We start from the raw sequence: 23,259 nt of genomic DNA on the forward strand, positions 1-23,259 counted from the left end.
CGGAGCAGACACGGAGCCGTCCGGCTACATTTTAAAACTATATCTTAATATTCTTGAAAAAATATATTCAAAACAGAAATTATTCCTAACTTTGTTAGCACTAAATAACCCCCAAATCATTTTAGCTAATGAAGAAACTTATTCCTATCGTATCCCTGTTCCTTTTGGCTTCTCTTTGTTCGGTAGCTTCGGAAACCGGGGACAGGACTATTCCTGCCGATGTGATTCAGTTGTCCGACAGTTTGAAACGTCAGTATGCCCCGGACAAGCGGGTGGCTCTTTTCGATGTTGATTATTCTTTCTCAGGTAAAAATGTGATGCTGCGTGGTGTAACAACTTCGCCTGAAGCAAAGGCGGCATTGCTCAGCGGACTGTCTCAAGCCAATTACAAAGTGATGGACTGCCTGCAAGTGTTGCCGGATGAGGCTGCCTTGGAAGGAAAAACTTATGGCATTTTAAACGTGTCGGTGGCGAATCTTCGTGTTGACCCGGATTTCTCGTCAGAGATGATGACGCAAGGATTGATGGGTATGCCTGTCCGTGTGTTGCAACGCGATGGCTGGTATCGCATCCAGACACCGGATAATTATATCGCGTGGGTGCATCGTGTAGGTGTTCATCCGGTGACGAAAGAGGAACTTCATGCCTGGAACGCTGCGGAAAAGATTGTGGTAACTTCCCACTATGGCTTTGTTTATTCCGAACCGAACCAGACTTCCCAGACTATTTCCGATGTTGCTGCCGGCAACCGTCTGAAGTGGGAGGGGACGAAAGGAGCGTTTTACAAGGTTGTTTATCCCGACGGCCGTACCGGATATATTTCTAAATCCATCTCTATGCCGGAGAAGAAATGGCGTGCGGCCTTGAAGCAGGATGCTGCCAGTATCATCCGCACGGCACATACATTGATGGGAATTCCGTATCTGTGGGCAGGCACTTCGTCGAAAGGAGTGGATTGCAGCGGTTTTATGCGTACCATTCTTTTCATGCATGATATTATCATTCCCCGCGATGCCTCGCAGCAGGCCTACGTAGGCGAACATATTGACATTGCTCCCGATTTTAGTAATCTGCAACCCGGTGATCTGATATTCTTCGGGCGTAAAGCTACGGCAGACCGTAAGGAACGTGTGGTGCATGTGGGAATGTATATCGGCAACAAGCGTTTCATTCATTCGCAGGGTGATGTCCACGTCAGCAGTTTCGATACTGCCGACGATCTTTTCGATGAATATAACCTCGGCCGCCTGCTGTTTGCTACGCGCGTGTTGCCTTATATAAATAAGGAGGCGCCTCTTAACACTACGGCTACCAATCCTTATTATGAATAAAGTTTTATCCTAAAAACGAATATTATGCAAAACAGAAGAGATTTCCTGAAGACAGCCGCCTTTGCCGCATTGGGTTCCGGTATGGCAATTAACAATGTGTTTGCAGGGGAAAGTGCTCCGGCATTGTTCAATATCAACAGGCGTGGTGTGAATGCTAAGATGAAATTGCGCTTCTTTCCATACGAGCTGAAATTGCGTCACGTGTTCACTGTAGCTTCCTACTCGCGTTCCACCACTCCTGATGTGCAGGTGGAAATCGAATATGATGGCATTATCGGTTATGGCGAAGCCTCCATGCCGCCTTATCTGCAACGTGAATTGGGCACGATGGATAGTGTGCTGGCTTTCTTGAAGAAAGTGCAGGATGGCATCGGGCAGTTTCCCGACCCCTTCCAGCTGGAAGACATTCTGGCATACGTAGATAAACTGTCGCCGGGAGATGCCGCCGCTAAGGCTGCTGTTGATATAGCTTTGCATGACCTCGTGGGCAAGCTGTTGCAGGCCCCTTGGTACAGGATATGGGGACTGGATAAGGATAAAGCTCCTTCCACCACTTTTACCATCGGCATTGATACGCCGGATGTGGTGCGTGAAAAAACGAAAGAATGTGCCGAACAGTTCAATATCCTCAAGGTGAAACTGGGGCGTGATAATGATAAAGAGATGATTGAAGTTATCCGTTCCGTAACCGACCTTCCTATTGCAGTCGATGCTAATCAGGGTTGGACGGATAAACATTATGCTATCGACATGATACATTGGCTGAAGGAAAAAGGTATCGTGATGATTGAACAGCCGATGCCTAAAACTCAACTGGACGACATAGCCTGGGTGACGCAGCAAAGTCCGTTGCCTATTTTTGCTGATGAGTCGTTGCAGCGTCTGGGTGATGTGGCCGGACTGAAAGGAGCGTTCCACGGCATCAATATCAAACTGATGAAATGTACCGGTATGCGCGAAGGCTGGAAGATGGTGACACTGGCGCGTGCGCTGGGCATGAAAGTGATGGTGGGATGTATGACGGAAACTTCATGTGCCTGCTCTGCGGCCGCACAATTCTCTCCTGCGGTTGACTTTGCCGATCTGGATGGCAACCTGCTTATCGCTAACGACCGTTTCAAAGGAATGGAGGTGGTGAAAGGTAAGATTACGTTGCCCGATTTACCGGGTATCGGAGTTGTGAAATTATAAGCATCATCTAATACATTCTTATTATGAAAAAAGCATTGTCTGCTTTTACAGTACTCTTTCTCTTTGCCGCCTGTACTCCCAAACCGGAAAGTAAGCCCTATACTTGGGAAGATGACCTGCACCAGCGCCTCCTCACTGACTTCTCCCGCACGGAAGCCCAGGTGAAAGATTACATTCGCAAGTATATCCCTGATGTAACCGATGAACAAATGCACCAGTGGGAAGCTTCCAAAGCCTTGGAGTGCATGACTCTGGACGGTGAGAAGCGTTATTTCCGTAATGCCGGCCCTAATCTGTTCCGCGTTGATTCCGCCTGCTATAAAATAAAGGTAGCTAAGGACGGCATTACCCCCAGCGGAAGCGAAAAAGTGAATATGGAACATTTGCCTGCAGTGATCGCAAGCGTAAAAAAAGGAGATAATCCTATTGTTGCCCCCAAACGGATGCATGTCACCTATACGCTCACAGTAGATAGCAATGCCGTTCCTGCGGGAGAGCTTATCCGTTGCTGGCTTCCTTATCCGCGTAAGGATCAGCCGCGTCAGCAAGATGTGAAGTTTATCTCCGCCAGCGAACCGAATCCTGTCTTCTCTCCGGAAGAATGTCTTCACAGCACTCTCTACATGGAGAAACGTGCCGTGAAAGATAAGCCGACCGTGTTCTCCGAGAGCTTCGAATATACCTCCAATGCCGAATGGCACAATCTGAAGCCCGAAGATATTCAGCCGTATGACACGACCTCCTCTCTATATAAGGAATATACCGCCGAACGTGAGAAGCACATCATCTTCTCGCCGCGTATGCGTGAACTTGCTGCCAAATTGACAGCAGGTGAGACGAATCCGTTGCTGAAAGCCAGGCGCATCTTCTGTTGGGTGAACGATAACTTCCCCTGGGCTTCCGCACGCGAGTATTCCACCATAGAGAATATTCCCGAATACGTATTGGATAACCACAAAGGAGATTGCGGGCAGGTCAGCCTGCTGTTTATCACTCTCTGCCGCATCAGTGGTATTCCCGCTCATTTTCAGAGTGGTTTCATGATGCACCCCCAGGCATGGAACTTGCATGATTGGGCGGAAATTTACTTTGAAGGTATCGGCTGGGTGCCCGCCGACCAGTCATTCGGCATTCCTACCTTTGCCCGCAGTGCGGATGAAGAATATTTCTTCCTGGGTGGTATCGATTCCTGGCGCATGATTGTGAACAGTGACTACGGCATGCCGTTGGTTCCCGAAAAGAAATATCCCCGTAGCGAAACCGTAGACTTCCAGCGTGGTGAAGTGGAATGGGAGGGAGGCAATCTTTACTTCCCCAAATGGGATTATCACATGGATATAGAATACCTTGATAATTAAGCAAATATCAGCCTCTTAAAAACAGATGGTCTATTAGGGTCAAACAGATGGTCTGTTTACCCCAAACGCACCGTCTGTTTGACCTCAACAGACCATCTATTTTAAATGAATAGACGGTCTGTTTCTTTTTTAACGCCTATCTGCCTTATTTTCACGTCAGTAATAGTGCATAAATGTAAAATTGTCAGCCTCTGTCGTTAACCGCTGTTAAGCCCTAAAAGTTCACTGTTAAAAGAGAACAAAAAAGAGTGACAAGCGGAATAACTGAACGATTTTTGTCGTTATTTTAACGTCGAAATGTTAAACGAAACTTGAATATTAACAATTAAAAGAATAGAAGATTAATATGAAACAGACAACAAAAAACATTCTTGGGGTTGCAGCTATCGTACTTCTCAGTTCAGGAGTAGCAGGTTTAACCACCTATAAGATGCTGCAAAATAAAGTGCCTGCCAATACTGCCAGTGCATTTAATGAAATGTTCGAGCAAAATCCGAACGTACGTTTGGCCGCTTATAATGCTGTCGATGCGCAGCCGGTAGACTTGACACAAGCAGCGGAAAATTCGATTCATGCTGTAGTACATATCCGCTCCACTCAATCTTCCAAAGTTCAGGAAGTGGAAGTGAGAGACCCGTTCTCTGAATTCTTTGGCGATTTCTTCGGTGGTCGCGGCGGTACACAAAGACGCCAGGTGCAGACTCCCGAACGCACAGGTTTTGGTTCGGGTGTCATCATCTCCAAAGATGGATATATCGTAACGAACAATCACGTAATTGACGGTGCGGATGAAATCAGTGTGACGCTGAACGATAACCGCCAGTTCAAGGGACGTATCATCGGTACGGATGCAGAGACCGACTTGGCTCTGATTAAGATAGAAGGTGACGACTTCCCCACAATTCCGGTAGGTGACTCTGATGCACTGAAAGTAGGTGAGTGGGTGCTTGCAGTAGGTAATCCTTTCAATCTGACTTCAACAGTAACGGCAGGTATCGTTAGTGCCAAAGCGCGCTCTTTGGGCATGAGTCAGCAGACCGGTAAGCAAAGCATCGAATCATATATCCAGACTGATGCCGCTATCAACCAGGGTAACAGTGGCGGTGCATTGGTAAATGCAAGCGGTGAGCTGATTGGTATCAATGCTGCCCTTTTCTCTCCGACAGGTTCAAATACTGGTTATGGATTTGCGATCCCTACCAGTATTATGAAGAAAGTAGTTGCCGACCTGAAGCAATTCGGTACTGTACAACGTGTGAAACTGGGTGTGAGTGTAACCGTGCTTACTGAAGAACCGGGCGACACGCAGGTTGCTGATAAAACAGGCAAGAAGTTGAGTGACATCAAGAAGGAAGCCAGAGAGAAATATGGTGTTATTGATGGTCTTTGGGTACGTGAAATCGTTGATGGAAGTTCAGCGTCAGGTTCCGATATTAAGGTAGACGACGTAATCATCGGCATGGATGGCAAGGCAATTCACAAATTTGCCGACTTGCAGGAAGCTTTGGCAAAACATCGTCCGGGCGACAAGGTGCAGGTGAAAGTGATGCGTGATAAGAAAGAAAAGAATATTGAAGTTACGCTGAAGAACGAGCAAGGTACTACGAAAGTAGTGAAGAATGCCGATATGGATATTCTTGGTGCAGCCTTCCGTCCTATCCCCGATGACTTGAAGAAACAACTCAACCTGGGTTATGGACTTGAAGTTACGGGAGTTAGCAACGGCAAAATGGGGGAAGCCGGTATTCGTAAAGGTTTCATCATCCTGAAAGTGAACAATGTACCGATGAAGACTGTGGAAGATATGGAAAAAGTGATGAAGGAAGCTTCAAAGACTCAGGAACAAGTGTTGTTCATCACAGGTATGTTCCCCTCCGGAAAGCGCGCCAGCTATGCGGTAAGTGTTGCTCAGGAATAAAAAACGAATGATAAAGGATAATTTAAGGTAAGAAGATTGTAATATTAGCTAACAAAGAAGAAAAAGGGTGTCGGCAACTAACTTGTCGGCATTCTTTTTTGTTTATATAGTATAGTGAATAAGATAAAAAAGTTAGGGCAACTTAGCTTGTAACTAAATAAAATGTCGTAACTTTGCAACCCAAATCTGTTTTAGAAGAATGAGACAACTTAAGATTACAAAAAGTATCACTAACAGAGAGAGCGCTTCTCTTGACAAGTATTTGCAGGAAATCGGTCGCGAAGACCTCATAACTGTCGAAGAGGAAGTGGAGCTCGCTCAACGCATCCGCAAGGGTGACCGTATCGCACTGGAGAAGTTGACACGTGCCAATCTGCGTTTCGTTGTATCTGTGGCCAAGCAGTACCAGAACCAGGGTTTGAGTTTGCCCGACTTGATTAATGAGGGTAATTTAGGACTGATCAAGGCCGCCGAAAAGTTCGATGAAACACGTGGTTTCAAATTCATCAGTTATGCAGTATGGTGGATACGTCAGTCCATTTTGCAGGCTTTGGCAGAACAGTCGCGTATTGTGCGTCTTCCGTTGAACCAGGTAGGATCGCTGAATAAAATCAGCAAAGCATTCTCCAAGTTCGAGCAGGAAAACGAACGTCGCCCGTCGCCCGAAGAACTGGCAGATGAACTGGAAATCCCTGTTGATAAAATCTCTGATACGTTGAAGGTATCCGGACGCCACATTTCGGTGGACGCACCTTTCGTAGAGGGAGAAGACAACAGCTTGCTGGATGTGTTGGTAAACGACGACTCTCCTATGGCCGACCGCTCTTTAGTGAACGAGTCTCTTGCGAGGGAAATTGATAGAGCACTTTCTACGTTAACCGATAGGGAAAAAGAAATCATACAGATGTTTTTCGGTATCGGACAACAGGAAATGACATTAGAAGAAATCGGCGACAAATTCGGTTTAACCCGTGAGCGTGTGCGTCAGATTAAGGAAAAAGCAATTAGAAGATTAAGACAAAGTAATCGTAGTAAATTGCTCAAGTCTTATTTGGGATAATAAGAAATATCAATTTCCGACAAATAGAAGGAATTAAAAACCGGTAGGTCATGCTTTGGCCACCGGTTTTTTTGTTATCTTTGCCGCAAAGATTAATGTGCTCATAATCATTCAGGCTGATAGCGCAGCAGGTTAGCACATTATCATATTGTCACATTAACACATTATTATTATGAAGTACGTTCGTATACTTTTTGCCGTAGCTTTAGTTTTTATGGTCTGCTCGGCATTCTCGTTCAAGAAAGCTAAAGGAGAAAAGGCCGTATATGCATTCGGCGTTGCCGCCTCGTTCAATGACACAGTGGTGTACTTTACCGCAATCCAACCGTTGGATAGTGTGGAACTGGACAAAAATGGTTTTCTGCCTAAGCGTGACCTTTATACGTATCAACTGAAAAACTATCTGGAATACGATTTGAGATGTCCCGACTATACTTGCATGATTTACTTCTCCGAGAATAAGAGCAAACTGGAAAAGGAAGCTGCCAAAGTGAAAGGCAAGTATAAGAAGAACAAGACAATAGTGCTGATGCCTATTGATTCTGAGGCTTTCCGTTTCAAGAAACCGGAAGAGTAATCATTTTCACTTCCTTAGCCTGAAATGAAGATTTCATTAATTTATTGTTTACTGCCATGAAAAATCAGCTTTATTTTCTTCTGTGTATTTGCATCTCTATATTATTGATAGCCTGCGGTGATAACAATCAGGACCCGGATATTATTGCCGTAACGGGTATTGAATTGAATAGGACTGAGCTTGCATTGGAAGAAGGTGAAAGCGAAACTCTGGTAGCTACCATTACTCCGGAGGATGCTACAAACAAGAGGGTTACCTGGAAATCAAGTAATACGAGTGTGGCTACGGTTGATGCGAATGGTAAGGTAACGGCTTTGAAGATGGGAAGGGTAACTATACTTGTAGTTACCGAAGATGGTGGAAAGTTTGATGTTTGCACCGTGACTTGTGGCGATGAGATTGCTGAACCCGAAGTGTCTGTAACTGGTGTCGAACTAAATAAGAATAAGCTTTCGCTGATAGAAGGAGAAAGCGAGACTTTGCAAGCGACTGTCATGCCTGACGATGCGACTAACAAAAGGCTGACTTGGAGTTCGAGCGACGAAAGTATAGCAATGGTTGATGCAAGTGGTAAAGTGACAGCCTTACGGGCAGGCAAAGTGGCTATAATTGTGCTTACGGAAGACGAAGCGAAGAGTGCGACTTGTGAAATAACCATTGAGCCGGCAACTCCTCTGAATGGAAGTCGTACGGTTTTAGCCTATATTGCAGCAGACAACTCTCTTGCTCCTTTTGCTTCGCTGGACTTGGCGGAGATGAAGGTAGGTATGGCGAAAGTGAAGGATACCAGTGTGCATTTGCTGGTATATATAGATAACGGTTCGTCCGCCCGCCTGCTGGAATTGAAAAATGTAAATGGAGCAGTTACGGAAATTGAGGTGAAAAATTATGGAAGCCGTAATTCGGTGGGTGTATCTGAAACTAAGGAAGTCTTTGCAGATGTATTTCTGAATTCCCAATATAAAGCTGACAGTTATGGGTTAGTCTACTGGTCGCATGGCGACGGTTGGCTTCCTTATCCGTTGCGTGCCGATACCCGGTGGGTGGGGCAGGATAAAAGCAACGGCGATAACAGAATGAATATTTCTGAATTTGTTGAAATATTGGTGGCGGCTCCTCATTTTGATTTCATTTTGTTCGATGCCTGCTTTATGCAATCTGTGGAAGTTGCCTATGAGTTGCGTGATTATACAGACTATTGCATTGGTTCTCCGACGGAAATTCCCGGTCCTGGTGCTTCATATGAAGAAGTCGTACCGGCCATGTTCTCCGCAGATGATGCAGCTGTGAATGTTGCCAAGGCTTATTATGAGCCTTATGCGGCTAAATACGCTGGAGGTGAGAATATTTCGAATGATAACTGGACAGGTGGAGCCTCTGTGTGTGCGTTGAGAACGAATCAATTGGATAACTTGGCACGGGTTACAAAACAAATTCTGCCTGAGACAGTTGATAAATTGCGGCTTCGTGCGGTTGCATTTGATTATGATAAACGTAGTGGTTCTGGTGGTTATGATAATGGGCGCGTAGGGTATTATGACTTTGTGGATGTGGTGCGTGAGATTACTACTGATGCCGCCTATGCAACATGGAAGCGGGCTTTTGATGCAACTGTGGCCTATTGGGCTACTACCCCTAAAAACTATTCTTCTTATGTAAGGATGTTTACTATGGAAGGCACTGACGGCGTGTCCTGTTACATTCCTACTACATCCAACAATCTGACGGATAAAGCATACCGCTCTACTGAATGGTACACAGCTGCCGGTTTTGATGAACTGCCTAACTGGTAGTCATCTTCTCTTTTTCTTTGTTCCCTATTTCTTAAATAGTGCTAATAGGTACTGTCAGTCTGTATATTATGATAATTTCCTTTGGAAAATATTCGTAATTGGAAAACAATATATATCTTTGTTTTGTTCTTATCTAAAAAAGGCAGTAATATGAAGTATGTGATTATTGGTGGAGTTGCCGGAGGAGCTACGGCAGCAGCCCGTTTGAGAAGAATTGACGAGAAGTCTGATATCCTTTTACTGGAGAAAGGCAAGTATATATCCTATGCCAATTGCGGTTTACCTTATTATATAGGTGGAGTCATTGCTGAACGTGAAAAATTGCTGGTGCAGACACCGGCTTCTTTCGGTCAGCGTTTCCGTGTGGATGTGCGTGTGGAAAATGAGGTGACTGCCATTTCCCCGCAAAATAAAACGATTACCATTCGCACCGCTGACGGACGCGAGTATGAGGAAACGTATGATAAACTCTTATTGTCGCCGGGAGCCACACCTGTCCGGCCTCCATTGGAAGGTATCGATTCTGAAGGTATTTTTACCCTTCGTAATGTCGAAGATACTGATCGGATAAAGTCTTATCTTACGGAACATGCCGTGAAACGTGCGGTTGTAGTGGGTGCAGGCTTTATAGGTCTGGAGATGGCCGAGAATCTGCATCATGCCGGAGTTGCCGTATCTGTTGTAGAAATGGGTAACCAGGTAATGGCGCCCATTGATTTTTCAATGGCTGCTCCTGTTCATCAGCATTTGATACAGAAAGGAGTTTCCCTCTATTTGGAAGAAGGTGTTACTCACTTTCAGCGTTCGGAGAAAGGTATTACTGTCTTTCTGAAGAGTGGAAAGACAATTCCTGCTGATATGGTGTTGCTCTCTATCGGTGTGCGTCCGGCAACGGCTTTGGCTAAACAGGCCGGTCTGAAAATAGGAGAGGCGGGAGGTATTTGGGTGAACGAATATATGGAAACTTCCGAGAAAGATGTTTATGCCGTAGGTGATGCGATTGAGTATCCGCATCCTCTGACCGGGAAACCGTGGCTTAACTATCTGGCAAATCCGGCAAACCGCCAGGGACGTATCGTAGCTGATAATATGGTGTTTGGCAATACTGTTACTTATGAAGGTGCTATCGGCACTTCCATTGCCAAAGTCTTTGATATGACAGTTGCTTCTACAGGACTTGCTGCCAAGCGTTTGAAACAATGGGGAATGGAGTATCAAAGTTCCGTCACTCATTCTGCCTCCCATGCAGGCTACTATCCGGATGCGCTTCCCCTGACTTTGAAATTGACTTTCCATCCTGTTACGGGAAAGTTATATGGCGCGCAGTGCATCGGTTATGAAGGTGTGGACAAGCGCATTGACCAGATTTCCGGGCTTATCAAACATGGCGGAACAGTTTATGATTTGATGGAGACGGAGCATACTTATGCGCCTCCATTCTCTTCCGCAAAAGATCCTATCGCTATTGCAGGCTATGTAGCTTCCAATATCATTACTGGCGCAATGCCTGTCATTACCTGGCGTGAATTGGTGGAGCAGAAGGATAAGCTGTTGATGGTGGATACCCGTACCGCAGAAGAATACTCTTTCGGTACGATTCCTGGGGCGGTAAATATTCCTTTGGATGATTTGCGGGAACGCATTGCAGAAATTCCGAAGAATCAGCCTGTGGTAGTGTTCTGTGCTGTTGGATTGCGAGGCTATCTTGCACAACGCATTCTGATGGGGAATGGATATGAAAATGTACGTAATCTTTCGGGAGGCTATAAACTATATTCTGTCGCAGTAGCCCCGTTGCCCGCTCCATCCGAGGCGGTTGTGCCGGTTCGTAATCATCCGGTTACTTCAAAGGAATCGCTGAAAATTAATGCCTGTGGCTTGCAATGTCCGGGACCTATCATGCAGGTGAAGAAGGCGATGGACGCCCTTGAGCCGGGAGAACAAGTGGAAATCGTGGCGACTGATGCAGGATTTGCACGTGATGCTTCGGCTTGGTGCGATACAACGGGTAATCGTCTGGTAGGAAGTCATGAAGAAAAAGGACGTTATACGGTGGTTATTGAGAAAGGTGATCCGGCTGCGTTTTGCCCGTCTTCTGCCGGAACTATGGCAGTGGGAAGAGGAAAGACGTTGATTCTTTTTAGTGATGATCTGGATAAGGCTTTGGCTACTTTTGTATTAGCAAATGGCGCTGCGGCAACTGGCCAGAAGGTAACGGTTTTCTTTACTTTCTGGGGGCTGAATGTTCTGAAAAAAGTACAGAAACCGAAAGTCAGGAAAGATATTTTCGGTAAGATGTTTGGTATGATGCTTCCTTCCAGCTCTTTGAAGCTGAAGTTGTCTCAGATGAATATGTTTGGCATGGGAAGTCGTATGATGCGTTTTTTGATGAAACGAAAAGGTGTGGACTCTTTGGAATCGCTTCGTTCGCAGGCGCTTGCTCAGGGAGTTGAATTTATAGCCTGTCAGATGTCAATGGACATGATGGGGATTTGTCGTGAAGAGTTGCTGGACGAGGTAACTATCGGTGGTGTTGCTACTTACATGGAGCGTGCCGATAAAGCCAATGTCAACCTTTTCATATAGTTATTTGTTTATTAACGATAACGAAAGAAATAACAATATATGGAAGACTTATGTAAGATACGTGATATCTATCGGGCGATAGCCGAGTTTGAAACCCAGTTCATACAGCAATACAATCTTTCGCTGAATGAAGGAATGTTGCTTTGTGCACTTCTGGAGCATCCCAGACTTACTTCTGGTGAAATAGCGGAAGAGTTGGGGCTTACTCATTCCAACACTTCCAAACTGATTCGCTCAGTGGAAGAGAAGAAACTGATAGCTCGTGTTGTAGGCAAAATAGATAAGCGTCAGATGCATTTCTCCTTAACGTCAGAAGGAAAAGAACAGATTAATGCAATAAAGAGCAGTACCCATGAAATGCCTGCATTGTTGCATCAAGTCATATCCATGCTGGAAAAATGAAAAACTCGGATATCCTTATTTAACAATGTTAATCAGGAATCTGCCTTTTTTATTTCTTCTCTACAAGGAGTTAACTTCCTGTTGACAGACTCTCAACTTCCTGTCAACAAGAAGTTAACTTTAACACTGTGTTAAAGTTGATATTTCGTGTGCTCCTTTTTATGGGCTATACTACTTTGGTTATCAGAATAGTATCTTTGATTCTCTGCTCTTCTGAGCTTTTCTTCTTCTCCTGTCTTTTTAGGCGTTAGTTGTGATTCTTACTATTATTTCCGGAGCTTATTTTCTGATTGTTTCTTGAAAAAAGCAGACGTTACGGTATAAATACCCTCAAGAGATTATTTCTTGGTTTTCTTCTTTTACCTATGCCTACAATAGTTGTAGCTGCTTTTCGGGATGGCTACACCCTTTTGGTATTATCGCTTACGTTCTCTTCATGCGGAGATATTTCCATCTCCACCTTCAAAATCATTAAAACTTTTCGTGGATTTTGCTTAAGATTGCTTTAATTTGCAGCTAATATAGTAAGCAACGTAGCAATCAATATAGCAATTAGACATGCAAAAATTATTATCCTTGCCGCCTAATCTTGTGTCGGCATTCTATGAACTGGAAAATGTAGATCGTACAGAATGGTTTTGTACGTCTGATCCTGTTGGCATGAAACTTGGGTCGGGCGGGGGGACAACCTGGCTCCTGCGAGAATGGTATAGAAATCAAAAGACAGAGCATTCAACCGAGAAACGAATCCTGCTGCATGCAGGCGGACAAAGCCGTCGTTTGCCAGGATATGCCCCTTCGGGAAAGGTATTCACACCGATACCTGTGTTCCGTTGGGCGCGCGGCCAGAAACTGGGACAAAACTTGCTGTCTCTGCAACTTCCGCTCTATGAAAAGATAATGGAACGGACACCGGAAAAATTACGTACACTGATTGCCAGTGGCGACGTGTATATACGTGCAGAGAAACCTTTGCAGGAAATACCGGATGCGGATGTCGTATGCTATGGATTGTGGGTAGACCCTGTTTTGGCTACACATCATGGCGTATTCGTTTCGGACCGCAAGCAGCCTGAAGCTTTGGACTTCATGTTGCAGAAACCATCATTGCAGGAATTGGAGAATCTTTCCAAAACCCATCTGTTCCTGATGGACATAGGCATCTGGTTGTTAAGCGACCGGGCAGTGGAACTGCTGATGAAGCGTTCGCAAAAAGAAGAAGGTGCCTCGGATAAGAACATTCCATATTCGGATTTGAAGTATTACGACCTGTATTCGGATTTCGGTTTGTCACTGGGAAACCATCCGCGTATTAATGATGAAGAACTGAACCAATTGTCCGTAGCCATATTGCCGTTGCCGGGCGGCGAATTCTATCATTACGGCACAAGTCGCGAACTGCTTTCTTCCACCGTTACGTTGCAGAATAAAGTGTATGACCAGCGTCAGATAATGCATCGTAAAGTGAAACCGAATCCCGCCATATTTGTGCAGAATGCGGAAGTGCACGTATCCCTTTCCTCAAAGAATGATAGCCTCTGGATAGAGAATAGCTGTATTGGCGTATCGTGGACAATCGGTTCCCGGCAAATCATCACAGGAGTACCGGAAAATAACTGGACGCTGACCCTTCCCGATGGAGTATGCGTAGACATTGTCCCTCTTGGAGAAAAAAGCCGGGCAGTTCGTCCGTATGGTTTTGACGATGTATTCAAAGGAGACACCCGGGACGAAAAGACATTGTTTCTGGGGATGCCTTTCCCGGCATGGCTGACAGAACGTGGCTTGACGGCAGATGATGTGACCGGAAGGAAAGATGACTTGCAGGCTGCGGGAATTTTTCCTGTTGTGGCAGATATAGGACAGATGGGGAAGGTGCTCCGTTGGATGGTCTCGGAACCGGAGTTGACGGAAGGTAAGGAAATCTGGCTGAACAGCCAACGCCTTTCTGCTGATGAGATTTCTGCACAGGCCGATCTGCGCCAGCTGTATGCACAGCGTGAAAACTTCCGGAAAAACAATTGGGAATTGCTGACACGCAATTATGAGAAAAGCGTGTTCTATCAGTTGGATTTAGCGGATGTTGCAGAAAATTTTCACCGCCTGGAGTTGAAGAAGCCGGATGTGTTGCCGGCTGATGCTCCTCAGATGCAACGTATTCATAATCGTATGCTCCGGGCGCAGATAGATAAACTGGACGGAAATGATTTCCGGGATGATGAAAAAGAAGCTTTCGGCCTGTTGCGCGAAGGATTGCTGACGGATTTGTATGAACGCAAAAGCCGTCCGCACCTGAATGTATATAGCGATCAGATTGTATGGGGGCGTAGTCCTGTGCGTATAGATGCTGCCGGTGGTTGGACAGATACTCCGCCATATTCTCTTTTTGCTGGTGGAAATGTGGTGAACCTGGCAATAGAACTGAACGGTCAGCCTCCCTTGCAGGTATATGTGAAGCCTTGCAAAGATTTTCACATCGTATTGCGTTCTATCGATATGGGAGCGATGGAGGTAGTGAACGATTTCGATGAATTGCAGGATTACTGCAAGATTGGTTCCCCCTTCTCCATTCCGAAAGCGGCGTTGACGCTGGCAGGTTTTGGTCCCGTATTTTCGGAGGTGGCCTATCCCTCTTTGGAAAAACAGTTGCAGGCATTCGGCACAGGTATAGAAATAACTTTATTGTCCGCTATTCCCGCCGGTTCGGGCTTGGGAACCAGTTCGATACTGGCCTCTACCGTATTAGGCTCTTTGAGTGATTTCTGCGGCCTGATGTGGGACAAGAACGAAATATGCCGCCGTACTCTTGCCCTGGAGCAACTGTTGACGACAGGCGGTGGCTGGCAAGACCAGTATGGCGGTGTGCTACAAGGCATCAAACTATTGCAGACGGAACCGGGCTTTGTGCAGAATCCGCTGGTGCGTTGGCTGCCCGAACATCTTTTCACGCATCCCGAATATCGCGATTGCCACCTATTATATTATACCGGAATAACGCGTACAGCCAAGGGAATCCTGGCAGAAATTGTACGTTCCATGTTCCTCAATTCGTCTGTTCACTTGGGCATACTGGAAAATATGAAGGCACATGCGCTGGATATGGCAGAAGCTATTCAGCGAAATGATTTTGAAACTTACGGTGCACTGATCGGCAAGACCTGGACGCAGAATAAGGCTTTGGACTGTGGCACGAATCCTCCGGCGGTGGAAGCGATTATCGACCGTATCAAGGATTATACACTGGGATATAAATTGCCGGGTGCCGGTGGCGGTGGCTATTTATATATGGTGGCGAAAGATCCGCAGGCGGCATTGCGCATTCGGGAGATATTGATGCAAGATGTGCCGAATCCGAGGGCGCGTTTTGTGGAAATGGCGTTGTCGGGGACGGGATTCCAGGTGTCAAGGTCTTAAAATACTATTCGTGATGATAAGGCCCGCCGCTAAGTATATTCATTGCCCGGTACAACTGTTCTACGAAGATAAGCCGCACCATCTGATGCGAAAAAGTCATTTTGGAGAGAGACATCTTCTCGTGTGCCGCCTGATATACTTTTTGTGAGAAACCATACGGTCCTCCGATAACGAATACAAGCCGTTTGTTTACGGTATTCATCTTGCGCTTCATATAGTCTGCGAACTCTATGGAGCGCATTTCTTTTCCTCCCTCGTCCAGCAATACGATGACGTCGCCCGGCTGGAATGCCTTGCATATCAATTCCCCTTCTTTTTCTTTCTGCACTTCCATTGAAAAGCTCTTGGTATTCTTCAATTCCGGGATGACTTCCATTTCGAATGTCAGATAGCGTTTGGTGCGCTGCACATAGTCGTTAATGGCGGTGATAAAATGCGGTTCTACTGTTCTTCCTACGACGAGTAAGGTTGTTTTCATGCTGCTTAAGTTATGATTCGCGCACAAATTTAGCGCTTTTTTATTGTATTCTACAATAAATGCTTACCTTTGCGTATCATTAATACTTGTGATTATGAAAAAACGAGTAGTTTTGCTGTTGACCTGTCTCTTCATGTGGATGTCCTCGCTCTTTGCGCAGGATGTGCCTGTGGGGGTGATTGTGGCCTTCAAGAAAGGAAACTCTCAGGAACTAAACAGGTATCTGGGTGATAAAGTGGATTTGATTATCCAAAATCGCACGACCAACGCTGACAAGCAAACGGCGGAAGGAGCCATGGCCGGTTTTTTTGCCGATAACAAAGTCAGTAGCTTTGATGTGAACCACCAGGGAAAGCGCGATGAGTCGAGTTTCATCATCGGTACTTTGGCGACTAAGAACGGAAACTTTCGGGTGAATTGTTTCTTCAGAAAGGTACAGAACAAATATGTCATACATCAAATAAGAATAGATAAGACGAATGAATAAGGAAGAAGAATTGATTGACAGGCTGATAGACCTCGCCTTTGCCGAAGACATAGGCGACGGCGACCATACCACCCTTTCATGTATCCCCGCCACGGCGATGGGTAAATCCAAACTTTTGATTAAAGAACCGGGCATATTGGCCGGTATCGAAGTAGCCAAGGAAGTTTTCCACCGTTTCGATCCGACTATGCAGGTAGAGGTGTTCATCAACGATGGTGCGGAAGTGAAACCGGGCGACGTGGCTATGGTGGTGGAAGGCAAAGTACAGTCTCTGTTGCAGACGGAGCGCCTGATGCTGAACATCATGCAGCGCATGAGTGGAATTGCCACTATGACACATCGATATGCCGAACGGCTGAAAGGTACGAATACACGTGTGCTCGATACCCGTAAGACTACTCCGGGCATGCGTATCCTTGAGAAAATGGCAGTGAAGATTGGTGGCGGTGTAAACCATCGTATCGGTCTTTTCGATATGATCTTGTTGAAAGACAATCATGTGGACTTTGCCGGAGGCATTGATAAAGCCATCAACCGTGCCAAGGAATACTGCAAAGAGAAAGGCAAAAACCTTAAAATTGAGATTGAAGTACGCAACTTCGATGAATTGCAGCAGGTGCTCGATCTCGGCGGTGTAGATCGGATCATGTTCGACAACTTCACGCCCGAAATGACGAAGAAAGCTGTGGATATGGTAGCAGGCCGTTACGAAACCGAGTCTTCCGGCGGCATCACGTTCGATACGCTGCGCGACTATGCCGAATGTGGCGTAGACTTTATCTCAGTCGGCGCTCTGACCCACTCCGTGAAAGGATTGGATATGAGCTTTAAAGCATGTTGACAAAGACAGAAAGCCGTATTTAAAGAATAGCAGGAAGCTTCTCATAAGTTTGCCATCATATTGCAATCTTTATGAGAAGCTTTCTTCTTAAAATGCACCAGGAAAGCATGGAAAAGATAGACTGGAATAAAATAAAAACTACTATTAAAAAATGGAAGCCGGGCGAGTATGTACGGCAAACTTCTATTGTTGTAATTGGTGTGCTGATAACTTTCGTTGGCAGCGAGTTGGTCACCAGATGTTCGGAACAGGCGGATATTAAATCTACTATGTTGCTGATTGGGGATGAACTGAAAAGTAATCGGAAGAACTTTGAAGAGATTATGTCCGAGTTCAGTGAAGATGAACGTCTTTCTGCTTTGTTGGTGGAACATGATATGGATATCCGCTCAATACCGGAAGATTCCTTGAAACAATTCCGCTTCATTTTAGGGCACATCCGCAGCTATTCTTATACCCAGAATGCGCTGGATATACTTAAAAGCTCTATGCTGATGCAGAAAATATCTGATAAGGAGCTTTTGCTGTCGCTGACTGAGATATATGAGACATTAGAAGGATGTAAACTGACTATGAATGGATATTATGATATGAAGGAGGAGGCGTTTCATCCTTTTTATTTGTCACTGACTGATGAACAAATAAGCACGGTAAATGAAGGAGGCTGGGAAGCATGGGAAATATACGTTTCGGATAAGAAACTGAGAAACTTTCTGAGAATCCCCCAGAAGTATTTTACTCCCGATTATAGAAAACGTGTGGGGCAAAAGCTTGATAAGATGATACGAACTATTGAAGAGAAATATGGCTCAAAATAAATGCTTATGGGAAATATCGATAAGATAAAGTCTACGGTTAAAGGCTGGAGACTGGGAGATTATTTCCGTCAGTTCAGTATTGTGGCGGCAGGTATCATTGTAACTTTTTGGGGAAGCGATAAGATTACGGAGCATAGTCGTCAAAAAGAGGTACGGGCTGCGATGCAACTGATTACGGAAGAATTGGAGTATAATAGGAAGGAGTTGTGCTATATAAAGCACTTGCTGGATATAGACAGGCATATGAGTTCTTTGTTGATAAAGCATAAAATGGATGTATCAGGAATACCGGCGGATACTTTAAGCAAATATGACAAGCTTTTCAATAATATGAATGAACTCTCGTATAAAACTGATGCATTGGATGTGCTGAAAGGTTCTTCGTTGATGCAGTATATTTCAGACAAGCGTTTGTTGCAGGATATATTGCAAACCTATTTTGAGTTGGGGAGGCGGAAGAAAGATGTCGGTGATTACTATGCAGCAAAAACAGATGTACTTATGGGACTTGTTATGTCCAGGAATGTAAAGTTTGCTTTGGAAACTGACAACGACTTGCTGGATCAAGTCTCATTTCTTATAAGTAATGATGAATTTGTCAATTTCGTCATAATGGTACCCGGTTTCTTGTATTGGGATGAATTTGATGAACTGGATGAAATGCTTGACAAGCAAATACAGACTTTGAAAGCAAAGTATAAATAATCTCCGTTCTTTAACTTCTTTTTAGATATAACATTGCAGCATTCTTCGGAAAGCTGCGTCTAACTAACAAATGACGCGAAGAGGCGTCCGTTAAAAAGAGCACTGACGTTGGAAAATGATATAGAACTGATAGAGGGCTGCCGGGCAGGGAAAGATTCTGCTCGTAAGGAACTGTACACCCTTTATGCCAAACAGATGCTTGCGGTATGTTACCGCTATACGGGCGACGTGGATGCGGCGCATGACGTATTGCACGATGGGTTCATCAAGATTTTCACCCACTTCACTTTCCGGGGCGAATGTGCATTGGCAACGTGGGTGACAAGAGTAATGGTGACACAGGCAATAGACTATCTGCGAAGGCAGAAACGCATCACCCAACTGGTGGTGAACGAAGAACAATTGCCCGACCTGCCCGACGAAGCAAGTATAGCCGACAATGGCGACCGCCTCTCCGAAGAACGATTAATGGCATTTGTGGCAGAATTGCCTGATGGATGCCGAACCGTTTTCAACTTGTATGTGTTTGAAGAAAAATCGCACAAGGAAATAGCGGAAATGCTTGGGATTAAGGTACATTCATCCACCTCGCAATTGCATCGCGCCAAAAATTTGTTAGCAAAAAGAATTAAAGAATATACAGAGTATGAAAGGAAATGATGAAATAACCGGTTTGTTCCGCAGTCGCCTCGCTGGTGCAGAGATGACGGTACGGGATGGCTTTTGGGAAAAGCTGCAAGGCGACCTTTCGAAAGCCGGAGCCGATGCGACGGATGCTTCCGCAGCTGTTGCATCCGGACAGGCTGCCAACTTATCCGGGCAAAAACAAAAGAGTTTCATCCTTACTCCACGGTTCTACCGGGTGGCGGCTGCCGCTTCCGTAGTATTGGTGTTGGGAGCCGCTTCCGCTGCATTCTGGTATTTCTCTCCGAAAGAAGAAATCCAGGAAGCATTTACGAAGGTCGCTACCCTGACACCGGAAGGTAGTCTGAACGGAGACGCGGTACAGGAGAAATTCCCTTCTATCCATGATACCAACCCGACGGCACAGAAGCCCGGTCACAAACATCCGGGACAATCTTCATCCACTGTGGCGCTTGCTTCAAGCGGTGAAGAAGATGAATCCGTATCTGTCACCGTTTCCATTACAATCAGGCAGCGCGTATACGGCAACCATCAGCAGGGAGGAAATGGCATGTATGGCCAGAACGCTTCAACTCAGAATGGAAATGGTTATCATGTGACAACCGATCCCGTAAATACAACACCCGGTACTGATTCTAACGCTCATTCCAAACGTACGGATGCCGCGTTGGCAAGTACCAATGTTGCAGGCAAAAAACAGAACTGGGCTTTCAAAGCCGGAATCGGTACATCGTTACCAAAAGGTGATTTCGGAATGCCTTTCACTGCCAACTTTTCAGCAGAACGCCGTCTGAATAAACATTTCTCCCTTGAGGCAGGTTTACAGTACAACCGCTTGGATGGAGATCATGCATTGCATACGTTGGCTGTTCCCGTGAAACTGAATGCGATGCTGGCAAGCAATTCCAAAGTAGACTTCTATGTTACGCTGGGTGGAGCCGCCGAGAAGTGCATAGCCGGAGCGGAAGACAACGGTTTCGGTGCAGAACCTATACAATTGTCCATAGCCGCCGGTCTGGGTGTCCGTTATAAACTTAACGACCGGATAGCCCTGTTTGCCGAACCTACGGTGTCCCATCATTTTGATACAGACTCGCAGACAAAAACGCTGCGTACGGAACGTCCGACGAACCTTAACCTGCTTTGCGGTGTTCGTATGACATATTAACCTTAAAACAATACAATAATGAGAACTCTATCTCTATATACTATACTCGCTGGCGGACGAATCAATATCCGCTCATGTCGTGCCGCAATGCTGGCGTTGCTGCTTTGCCTTTCTCTTTCTTTTGTGTCGTGCACGGAGGAAACGCTTGATTACAATAATCCCGATGTGGATTTGTTTGTGAAGCAACTGAAGGGCGGAAAGTATTCGGTAGAAAGTCCGGAAGGTCTGAACACTGTGCCCCGGTTTACCGTTGACGATATAGAAGGTCTGTTGAAGTATGCTGAAGACCTGACGGTAATCCCTTCTTTCCCGTTGGCGCCGGTTTCTTATTCGGCTGGAGGCAAACTCCGTTTGGGGGAATGCATCTTGTGGACGGTGGAGACCATCCGTCTGGGACAGAATGCTTCGATGGGTTGTAAGATGGTGCATGCGGATGCGGAAAATTATGAAGGCATCTACTTCTTGTCCGATGACGAAGTGCTGGATGCCGCCGCCCGTTATCGCCGTTGGTGGGAGAGCCGCAAATATCCCCGCACGATGTGGACCATAGACCCCTGTTACGATGAACCGCTTTGCGGAAGCGGATATATGTGGTGGTAAGACAATAAATTAATGAGAAAATATTGCACTATAATCGGACTGCTTTTTGCAGTAGTCCTTCCCCTTTGCGCTCAGAACTGGACACCTCAGGACTCTCTGCGATTGCGCCGCCTGCTGGACGGAGAGGGGGAAGTGAAGTTGAATCCGAAGGTACTGGAAGAGTTGGGAATAGACCAACCCGTAGGTAAGCAACTGATGTCAACGGAAAAACAATGGCTGGATTTCAACACGGCACTGCCCGAAGTACCGAATGTGCCGAAGAAGAAAGTGATTCTAACTTTGCGCCCTTATACGGCAAATACAAAATACAACTGGGATCCGGTATATCAGAAGAGGATTAAAATAGATAAGAATACGTGGCGTGGCGATCCTTTTTATGAGCTTAAATTGCTCAAGATTTATAGTGACTGGGCGAAACATCCTCTGGATAAGGGCATACGCAAAAGTATGGATGAGATTGAGGCGACCGGATTACGCTATCGGGTGACGGAACGGGCGAATAATATGGCGGTGGGCAGTTGGCAAGGTGCTAGTGGCGGAGGTATAGGCGGGTTAAATCTTATGGCACCTTTCACCAAAGATTTCTGGAATCCCAAAGGACGCAAGCGTCGTGCCCGTACTCTGGAAGTATTGAAGGCATATGGTGACTCTATAACGGTGTCGAGAAAAGCACCGGCCAAGGCTATTAGTAATTAAGGAAAAGATTTGTTTATTAAAGGATGTGTTTATTATAGGGATAATTGTTTTATCTTCATTTGTATTATTTGCGCACCCGGTCATACGTATGTTGTATATTCGTATTTCCGGGTGTTTCTTTTATGACAAATCGTCTTTTTGTCCGAACCTTTCATCCTTTTTTCTTGTTTCTTCCTAATAATGCCTAAATGAAGGAACTATGAACAGAATTACTTCCCTTTTCGGAATAAAATATCCAATAATCCAAGGCGGTATGGTTTGGTGTAGTGGTTGGCGCCTGGCGTCGGCAGTAAGTAATGCGGGTGGGTTGGGCTTGCTTGGGGCAGGTTCGATGCATCCCGAAACATTGCGTGAACACATCCGTAAATGCCGTGCCGCTACGCATCACGCTTTTGGAGTGAATATTCCGTTGATGTATCCGCAGATTGAAGAAATCATGCAGATAGTAGTGGACGAGGGAGTCAATATAGTATTTACCTCCGCCGGGAGTCCCGCCAAATGGACGGGATGGCTGAAGGAGAGAGGTGTGACAGTGGTACATGTGGTTAGTTCTTCCCGCTTTGCGATGAAGGCCGAAGAGGCGGGTGTGGATGCTGTGGTGGCCGAAGGCTTTGAAGCCGGAGGACACAACGGAAGGGAAGAGACTACCACTTTGTGCCTGTTGCCTGCTGTACGCGCGGCTACAACTTTGCCGTTGATTGCTGCCGGAGGAATTGCTACGGGCGAAGCTATTCTTGCTACCCGTGTGTTGGGGGCGGAAGGTGTGCAGATTGGTACACGTTTTGCACTGACGGAGGAAAGCTCCGCCCACGAGTATTTTAAGGATTACTGCCTGCGTTTGCAGGAGGGGGACACGCGGTTGCTGTTGAAGAAACTTGCTCCGGTACGCCTGGCAAGAAGTAATTTCCGCGATGCGGTGGAGGCTGCCGAAGCTGTGGGGGCGACTCAGGATGAACTTCGCATTCTGCTGGCGCGGGGACGTGCCAAGAAAGGCATCTTTTATGGAGACCTGGAGGAAGGAGAATTGGAGATCGGCCAGGTTTCAGCGTTGCTTTATGGCAGGCAGATACAGACTGTGGCGGAAGTGATGCAGGAGTTGACGGAAGGATATAAAAAAGCGTGGGATGCATTGAAAAGATTAGAGAGAGAATAGTTTCACGAGACGAATAATTGGGTCTTGTGATGTGAAAA

General features: G+C 45.9%; 20 protein-coding genes. 19 read left to right on the top strand and 1 reads right to left on the bottom strand.

Annotated elements, in window-relative coordinates; all coding sequences use genetic code 11:
* The first annotated feature begins 128 nt into the window (after positions 1 to 128).
* The 10 genes from BUC01_RS13035 to BUC01_RS13080 all read left to right on the top strand — a co-directional run bounded on the left by BUC01_RS13035 (position 129) and on the right by BUC01_RS13080 (position 15,630).
* Entirely contained in the window at positions 129 to 1,331 is a 1,203-nt protein-coding gene (locus BUC01_RS13035) for a C40 family peptidase (protein ID WP_025830650.1), read from the top strand.
* A 24-nt stretch (positions 1,332 to 1,355) separates the two neighbouring features.
* Complete coding sequence (locus BUC01_RS13040; RefSeq protein ID WP_025830651.1) at positions 1,356 to 2,522, top strand: dipeptide epimerase; 1,167 nt, start codon at positions 1,356 to 1,358, stop codon at positions 2,520 to 2,522.
* A gap of 23 nt (positions 2,523 to 2,545) precedes the next feature.
* On the top strand, positions 2,546 to 3,880 hold the full coding sequence (locus BUC01_RS13045) for a transglutaminase-like domain-containing protein (RefSeq protein ID WP_073313932.1): 1,335 nt from the start codon (positions 2,546 to 2,548) through the stop codon (positions 3,878 to 3,880).
* A 346-nt stretch (positions 3,881 to 4,226) separates the two neighbouring features.
* Positions 4,227 to 5,798 carry a trypsin-like peptidase domain-containing protein gene (locus BUC01_RS13050; protein ID WP_025830652.1) on the top strand — a complete coding sequence of 524 codons (1,572 nt, stop codon included), beginning with the start codon at positions 4,227 to 4,229 and terminating at the stop codon, positions 5,796 to 5,798.
* 199 nt (positions 5,799 to 5,997) lie between these two features.
* Positions 5,998 to 6,858: a sigma-70 family RNA polymerase sigma factor gene (locus BUC01_RS13055; RefSeq protein WP_007209697.1), complete on the top strand. Its 861-nt coding sequence runs from the start codon at positions 5,998 to 6,000 to the stop codon at positions 6,856 to 6,858.
* A gap of 172 nt (positions 6,859 to 7,030) precedes the next feature.
* Entirely contained in the window at positions 7,031 to 7,435 is a 405-nt protein-coding gene (locus BUC01_RS13060; protein ID WP_025830653.1) for a hypothetical protein, read from the top strand.
* Positions 7,436 to 7,491: 56 nt separating this feature from the next.
* Entirely contained in the window at positions 7,492 to 9,228 is a 1,737-nt protein-coding gene (locus BUC01_RS13065; protein ID WP_025830654.1) for a clostripain-related cysteine peptidase, read from the top strand.
* Positions 9,229 to 9,378: 150 nt separating this feature from the next.
* Positions 9,379 to 11,814: an FAD-dependent oxidoreductase gene (locus BUC01_RS13070; RefSeq protein WP_025830655.1), complete on the top strand. Its 2,436-nt coding sequence runs from the start codon at positions 9,379 to 9,381 to the stop codon at positions 11,812 to 11,814.
* A gap of 39 nt (positions 11,815 to 11,853) precedes the next feature.
* Positions 11,854 to 12,216 (top strand): MarR family winged helix-turn-helix transcriptional regulator, encoded by a 363-nt coding sequence (locus tag BUC01_RS13075; protein ID WP_025830656.1) that lies wholly within the window; start codon positions 11,854 to 11,856, stop codon positions 12,214 to 12,216.
* A gap of 558 nt (positions 12,217 to 12,774) precedes the next feature.
* Positions 12,775 to 15,630: a bifunctional fucokinase/fucose-1-phosphate guanylyltransferase gene (locus BUC01_RS13080; RefSeq protein ID WP_073313933.1), complete on the top strand. Its 2,856-nt coding sequence runs from the start codon at positions 12,775 to 12,777 to the stop codon at positions 15,628 to 15,630.
* Positions 15,631 to 15,634: 4 nt separating this feature from the next.
* On the opposite strand, the gene rlmH is transcribed toward BUC01_RS13080, so the two are convergent.
* Entirely contained in the window at positions 15,635 to 16,108 is a 474-nt protein-coding gene (rlmH, locus tag BUC01_RS13085) for a 23S rRNA (pseudouridine(1915)-N(3))-methyltransferase RlmH (protein ID WP_025830657.1), read from the bottom strand.
* A gap of 94 nt (positions 16,109 to 16,202) precedes the next feature.
* Between rlmH and BUC01_RS13090 the strand changes: the two genes are divergently transcribed.
* The 9 genes from BUC01_RS13090 to BUC01_RS13130 all read left to right on the top strand — a co-directional run bounded on the left by BUC01_RS13090 (position 16,203) and on the right by BUC01_RS13130 (position 23,221).
* Positions 16,203 to 16,595, top strand: a complete 393-nt coding sequence (locus tag BUC01_RS13090; protein WP_073313934.1) for a DUF4783 domain-containing protein — start codon at positions 16,203 to 16,205, stop codon at positions 16,593 to 16,595.
* Positions 16,588 to 17,436 (top strand): carboxylating nicotinate-nucleotide diphosphorylase, encoded by an 849-nt coding sequence (gene nadC, locus BUC01_RS13095; protein ID WP_073313935.1) that lies wholly within the window; start codon positions 16,588 to 16,590, stop codon positions 17,434 to 17,436. The genes BUC01_RS13090 and nadC overlap by 8 nt, the downstream gene beginning before the upstream one ends.
* A gap of 107 nt (positions 17,437 to 17,543) precedes the next feature.
* The gene (locus BUC01_RS13100) at positions 17,544 to 18,254 is read left to right on the top strand and encodes a hypothetical protein (protein WP_025830658.1); all 711 of its coding nucleotides are present in this window, start codon (positions 17,544 to 17,546) and stop codon (positions 18,252 to 18,254) included.
* Positions 18,255 to 18,260: 6 nt separating this feature from the next.
* Entirely contained in the window at positions 18,261 to 18,959 is a 699-nt protein-coding gene (locus tag BUC01_RS13105) for a hypothetical protein (protein WP_025830659.1), read from the top strand.
* Positions 18,960 to 19,067: 108 nt separating this feature from the next.
* Positions 19,068 to 19,619, top strand: a complete 552-nt coding sequence (locus BUC01_RS13110; RefSeq protein ID WP_073313936.1) for an RNA polymerase sigma factor — start codon at positions 19,068 to 19,070, stop codon at positions 19,617 to 19,619.
* Complete coding sequence (locus BUC01_RS13115; protein WP_025830660.1) at positions 19,606 to 20,772, top strand: porin family protein; 1,167 nt, start codon at positions 19,606 to 19,608, stop codon at positions 20,770 to 20,772. The genes BUC01_RS13110 and BUC01_RS13115 overlap by 14 nt, the downstream gene beginning before the upstream one ends.
* An 87-nt stretch (positions 20,773 to 20,859) precedes the next feature.
* Entirely contained in the window at positions 20,860 to 21,372 is a 513-nt protein-coding gene (locus BUC01_RS13120) for a DUF4943 family protein (RefSeq protein ID WP_073313937.1), read from the top strand.
* A 12-nt stretch (positions 21,373 to 21,384) separates the two neighbouring features.
* Complete coding sequence (locus BUC01_RS13125) at positions 21,385 to 22,068, top strand: DUF4858 domain-containing protein (RefSeq protein WP_025830661.1); 684 nt, start codon at positions 21,385 to 21,387, stop codon at positions 22,066 to 22,068.
* A gap of 199 nt (positions 22,069 to 22,267) precedes the next feature.
* Positions 22,268 to 23,221, top strand: coding sequence for an NAD(P)H-dependent flavin oxidoreductase (locus BUC01_RS13130; protein WP_025830662.1), 954 nt, complete (start codon positions 22,268 to 22,270; stop codon positions 23,219 to 23,221).
* The last annotated feature ends 38 nt before the right edge of the window (positions 23,222 to 23,259 follow it).

The sequence above is a fragment of the Bacteroides stercorirosoris genome, assembly GCF_900142015.1.
Taxonomy (GTDB): Bacteria; Bacteroidota; Bacteroidia; order Bacteroidales; family Bacteroidaceae; genus Bacteroides; species Bacteroides stercorirosoris.

Bases quoted from the DNA above. Each gene is read 5' to 3' on its own strand.
- nadC (WP_073313935.1), top strand. From the start codon at position 16,588: ATGAATAAGGAAGAAGAATTGATTGACAGGCTGATAGACCTCGCCTTT.
- BUC01_RS13075 (WP_025830656.1), top strand. From the start codon at position 11,854: ATGGAAGACTTATGTAAGATACGTGATATCTATCGGGCGATAGCCGAG.
- BUC01_RS13060 (WP_025830653.1), top strand. From the start codon at position 7,031: ATGAAGTACGTTCGTATACTTTTTGCCGTAGCTTTAGTTTTTATGGTC.
- BUC01_RS13100 (WP_025830658.1), top strand. From the start codon at position 17,544: ATGGAAAAGATAGACTGGAATAAAATAAAAACTACTATTAAAAAATGG.
- BUC01_RS13130 (WP_025830662.1), top strand. From the start codon at position 22,268: ATGAACAGAATTACTTCCCTTTTCGGAATAAAATATCCAATAATCCAA.
- BUC01_RS13040 (WP_025830651.1), top strand. From the start codon at position 1,356: ATGCAAAACAGAAGAGATTTCCTGAAGACAGCCGCCTTTGCCGCATTG.
- BUC01_RS13120 (WP_073313937.1), top strand. From the start codon at position 20,860: ATGCTGGCGTTGCTGCTTTGCCTTTCTCTTTCTTTTGTGTCGTGCACG.
- BUC01_RS13070 (WP_025830655.1), top strand. From the start codon at position 9,379: ATGAAGTATGTGATTATTGGTGGAGTTGCCGGAGGAGCTACGGCAGCA.
- BUC01_RS13045 (WP_073313932.1), top strand. From the start codon at position 2,546: ATGAAAAAAGCATTGTCTGCTTTTACAGTACTCTTTCTCTTTGCCGCC.
- BUC01_RS13055 (WP_007209697.1), top strand. From the start codon at position 5,998: ATGAGACAACTTAAGATTACAAAAAGTATCACTAACAGAGAGAGCGCT.
- BUC01_RS13115 (WP_025830660.1), top strand. From the start codon at position 19,606: ATGAAAGGAAATGATGAAATAACCGGTTTGTTCCGCAGTCGCCTCGCT.
- BUC01_RS13050 (WP_025830652.1), top strand. From the start codon at position 4,227: ATGAAACAGACAACAAAAAACATTCTTGGGGTTGCAGCTATCGTACTT.
- BUC01_RS13035 (WP_025830650.1), top strand. From the start codon at position 129: ATGAAGAAACTTATTCCTATCGTATCCCTGTTCCTTTTGGCTTCTCTT.
- BUC01_RS13105 (WP_025830659.1), top strand. From the start codon at position 18,261: ATGGGAAATATCGATAAGATAAAGTCTACGGTTAAAGGCTGGAGACTG.
- BUC01_RS13125 (WP_025830661.1), top strand. From the start codon at position 21,385: ATGAGAAAATATTGCACTATAATCGGACTGCTTTTTGCAGTAGTCCTT.
- BUC01_RS13090 (WP_073313934.1), top strand. From the start codon at position 16,203: ATGAAAAAACGAGTAGTTTTGCTGTTGACCTGTCTCTTCATGTGGATG.
- rlmH (WP_025830657.1), bottom strand. From the start codon at position 16,108: ATGAAAACAACCTTACTCGTCGTAGGAAGAACAGTAGAACCGCATTTT.
- BUC01_RS13065 (WP_025830654.1), top strand. From the start codon at position 7,492: ATGAAAAATCAGCTTTATTTTCTTCTGTGTATTTGCATCTCTATATTA.
- BUC01_RS13080 (WP_073313933.1), top strand. From the start codon at position 12,775: ATGCAAAAATTATTATCCTTGCCGCCTAATCTTGTGTCGGCATTCTAT.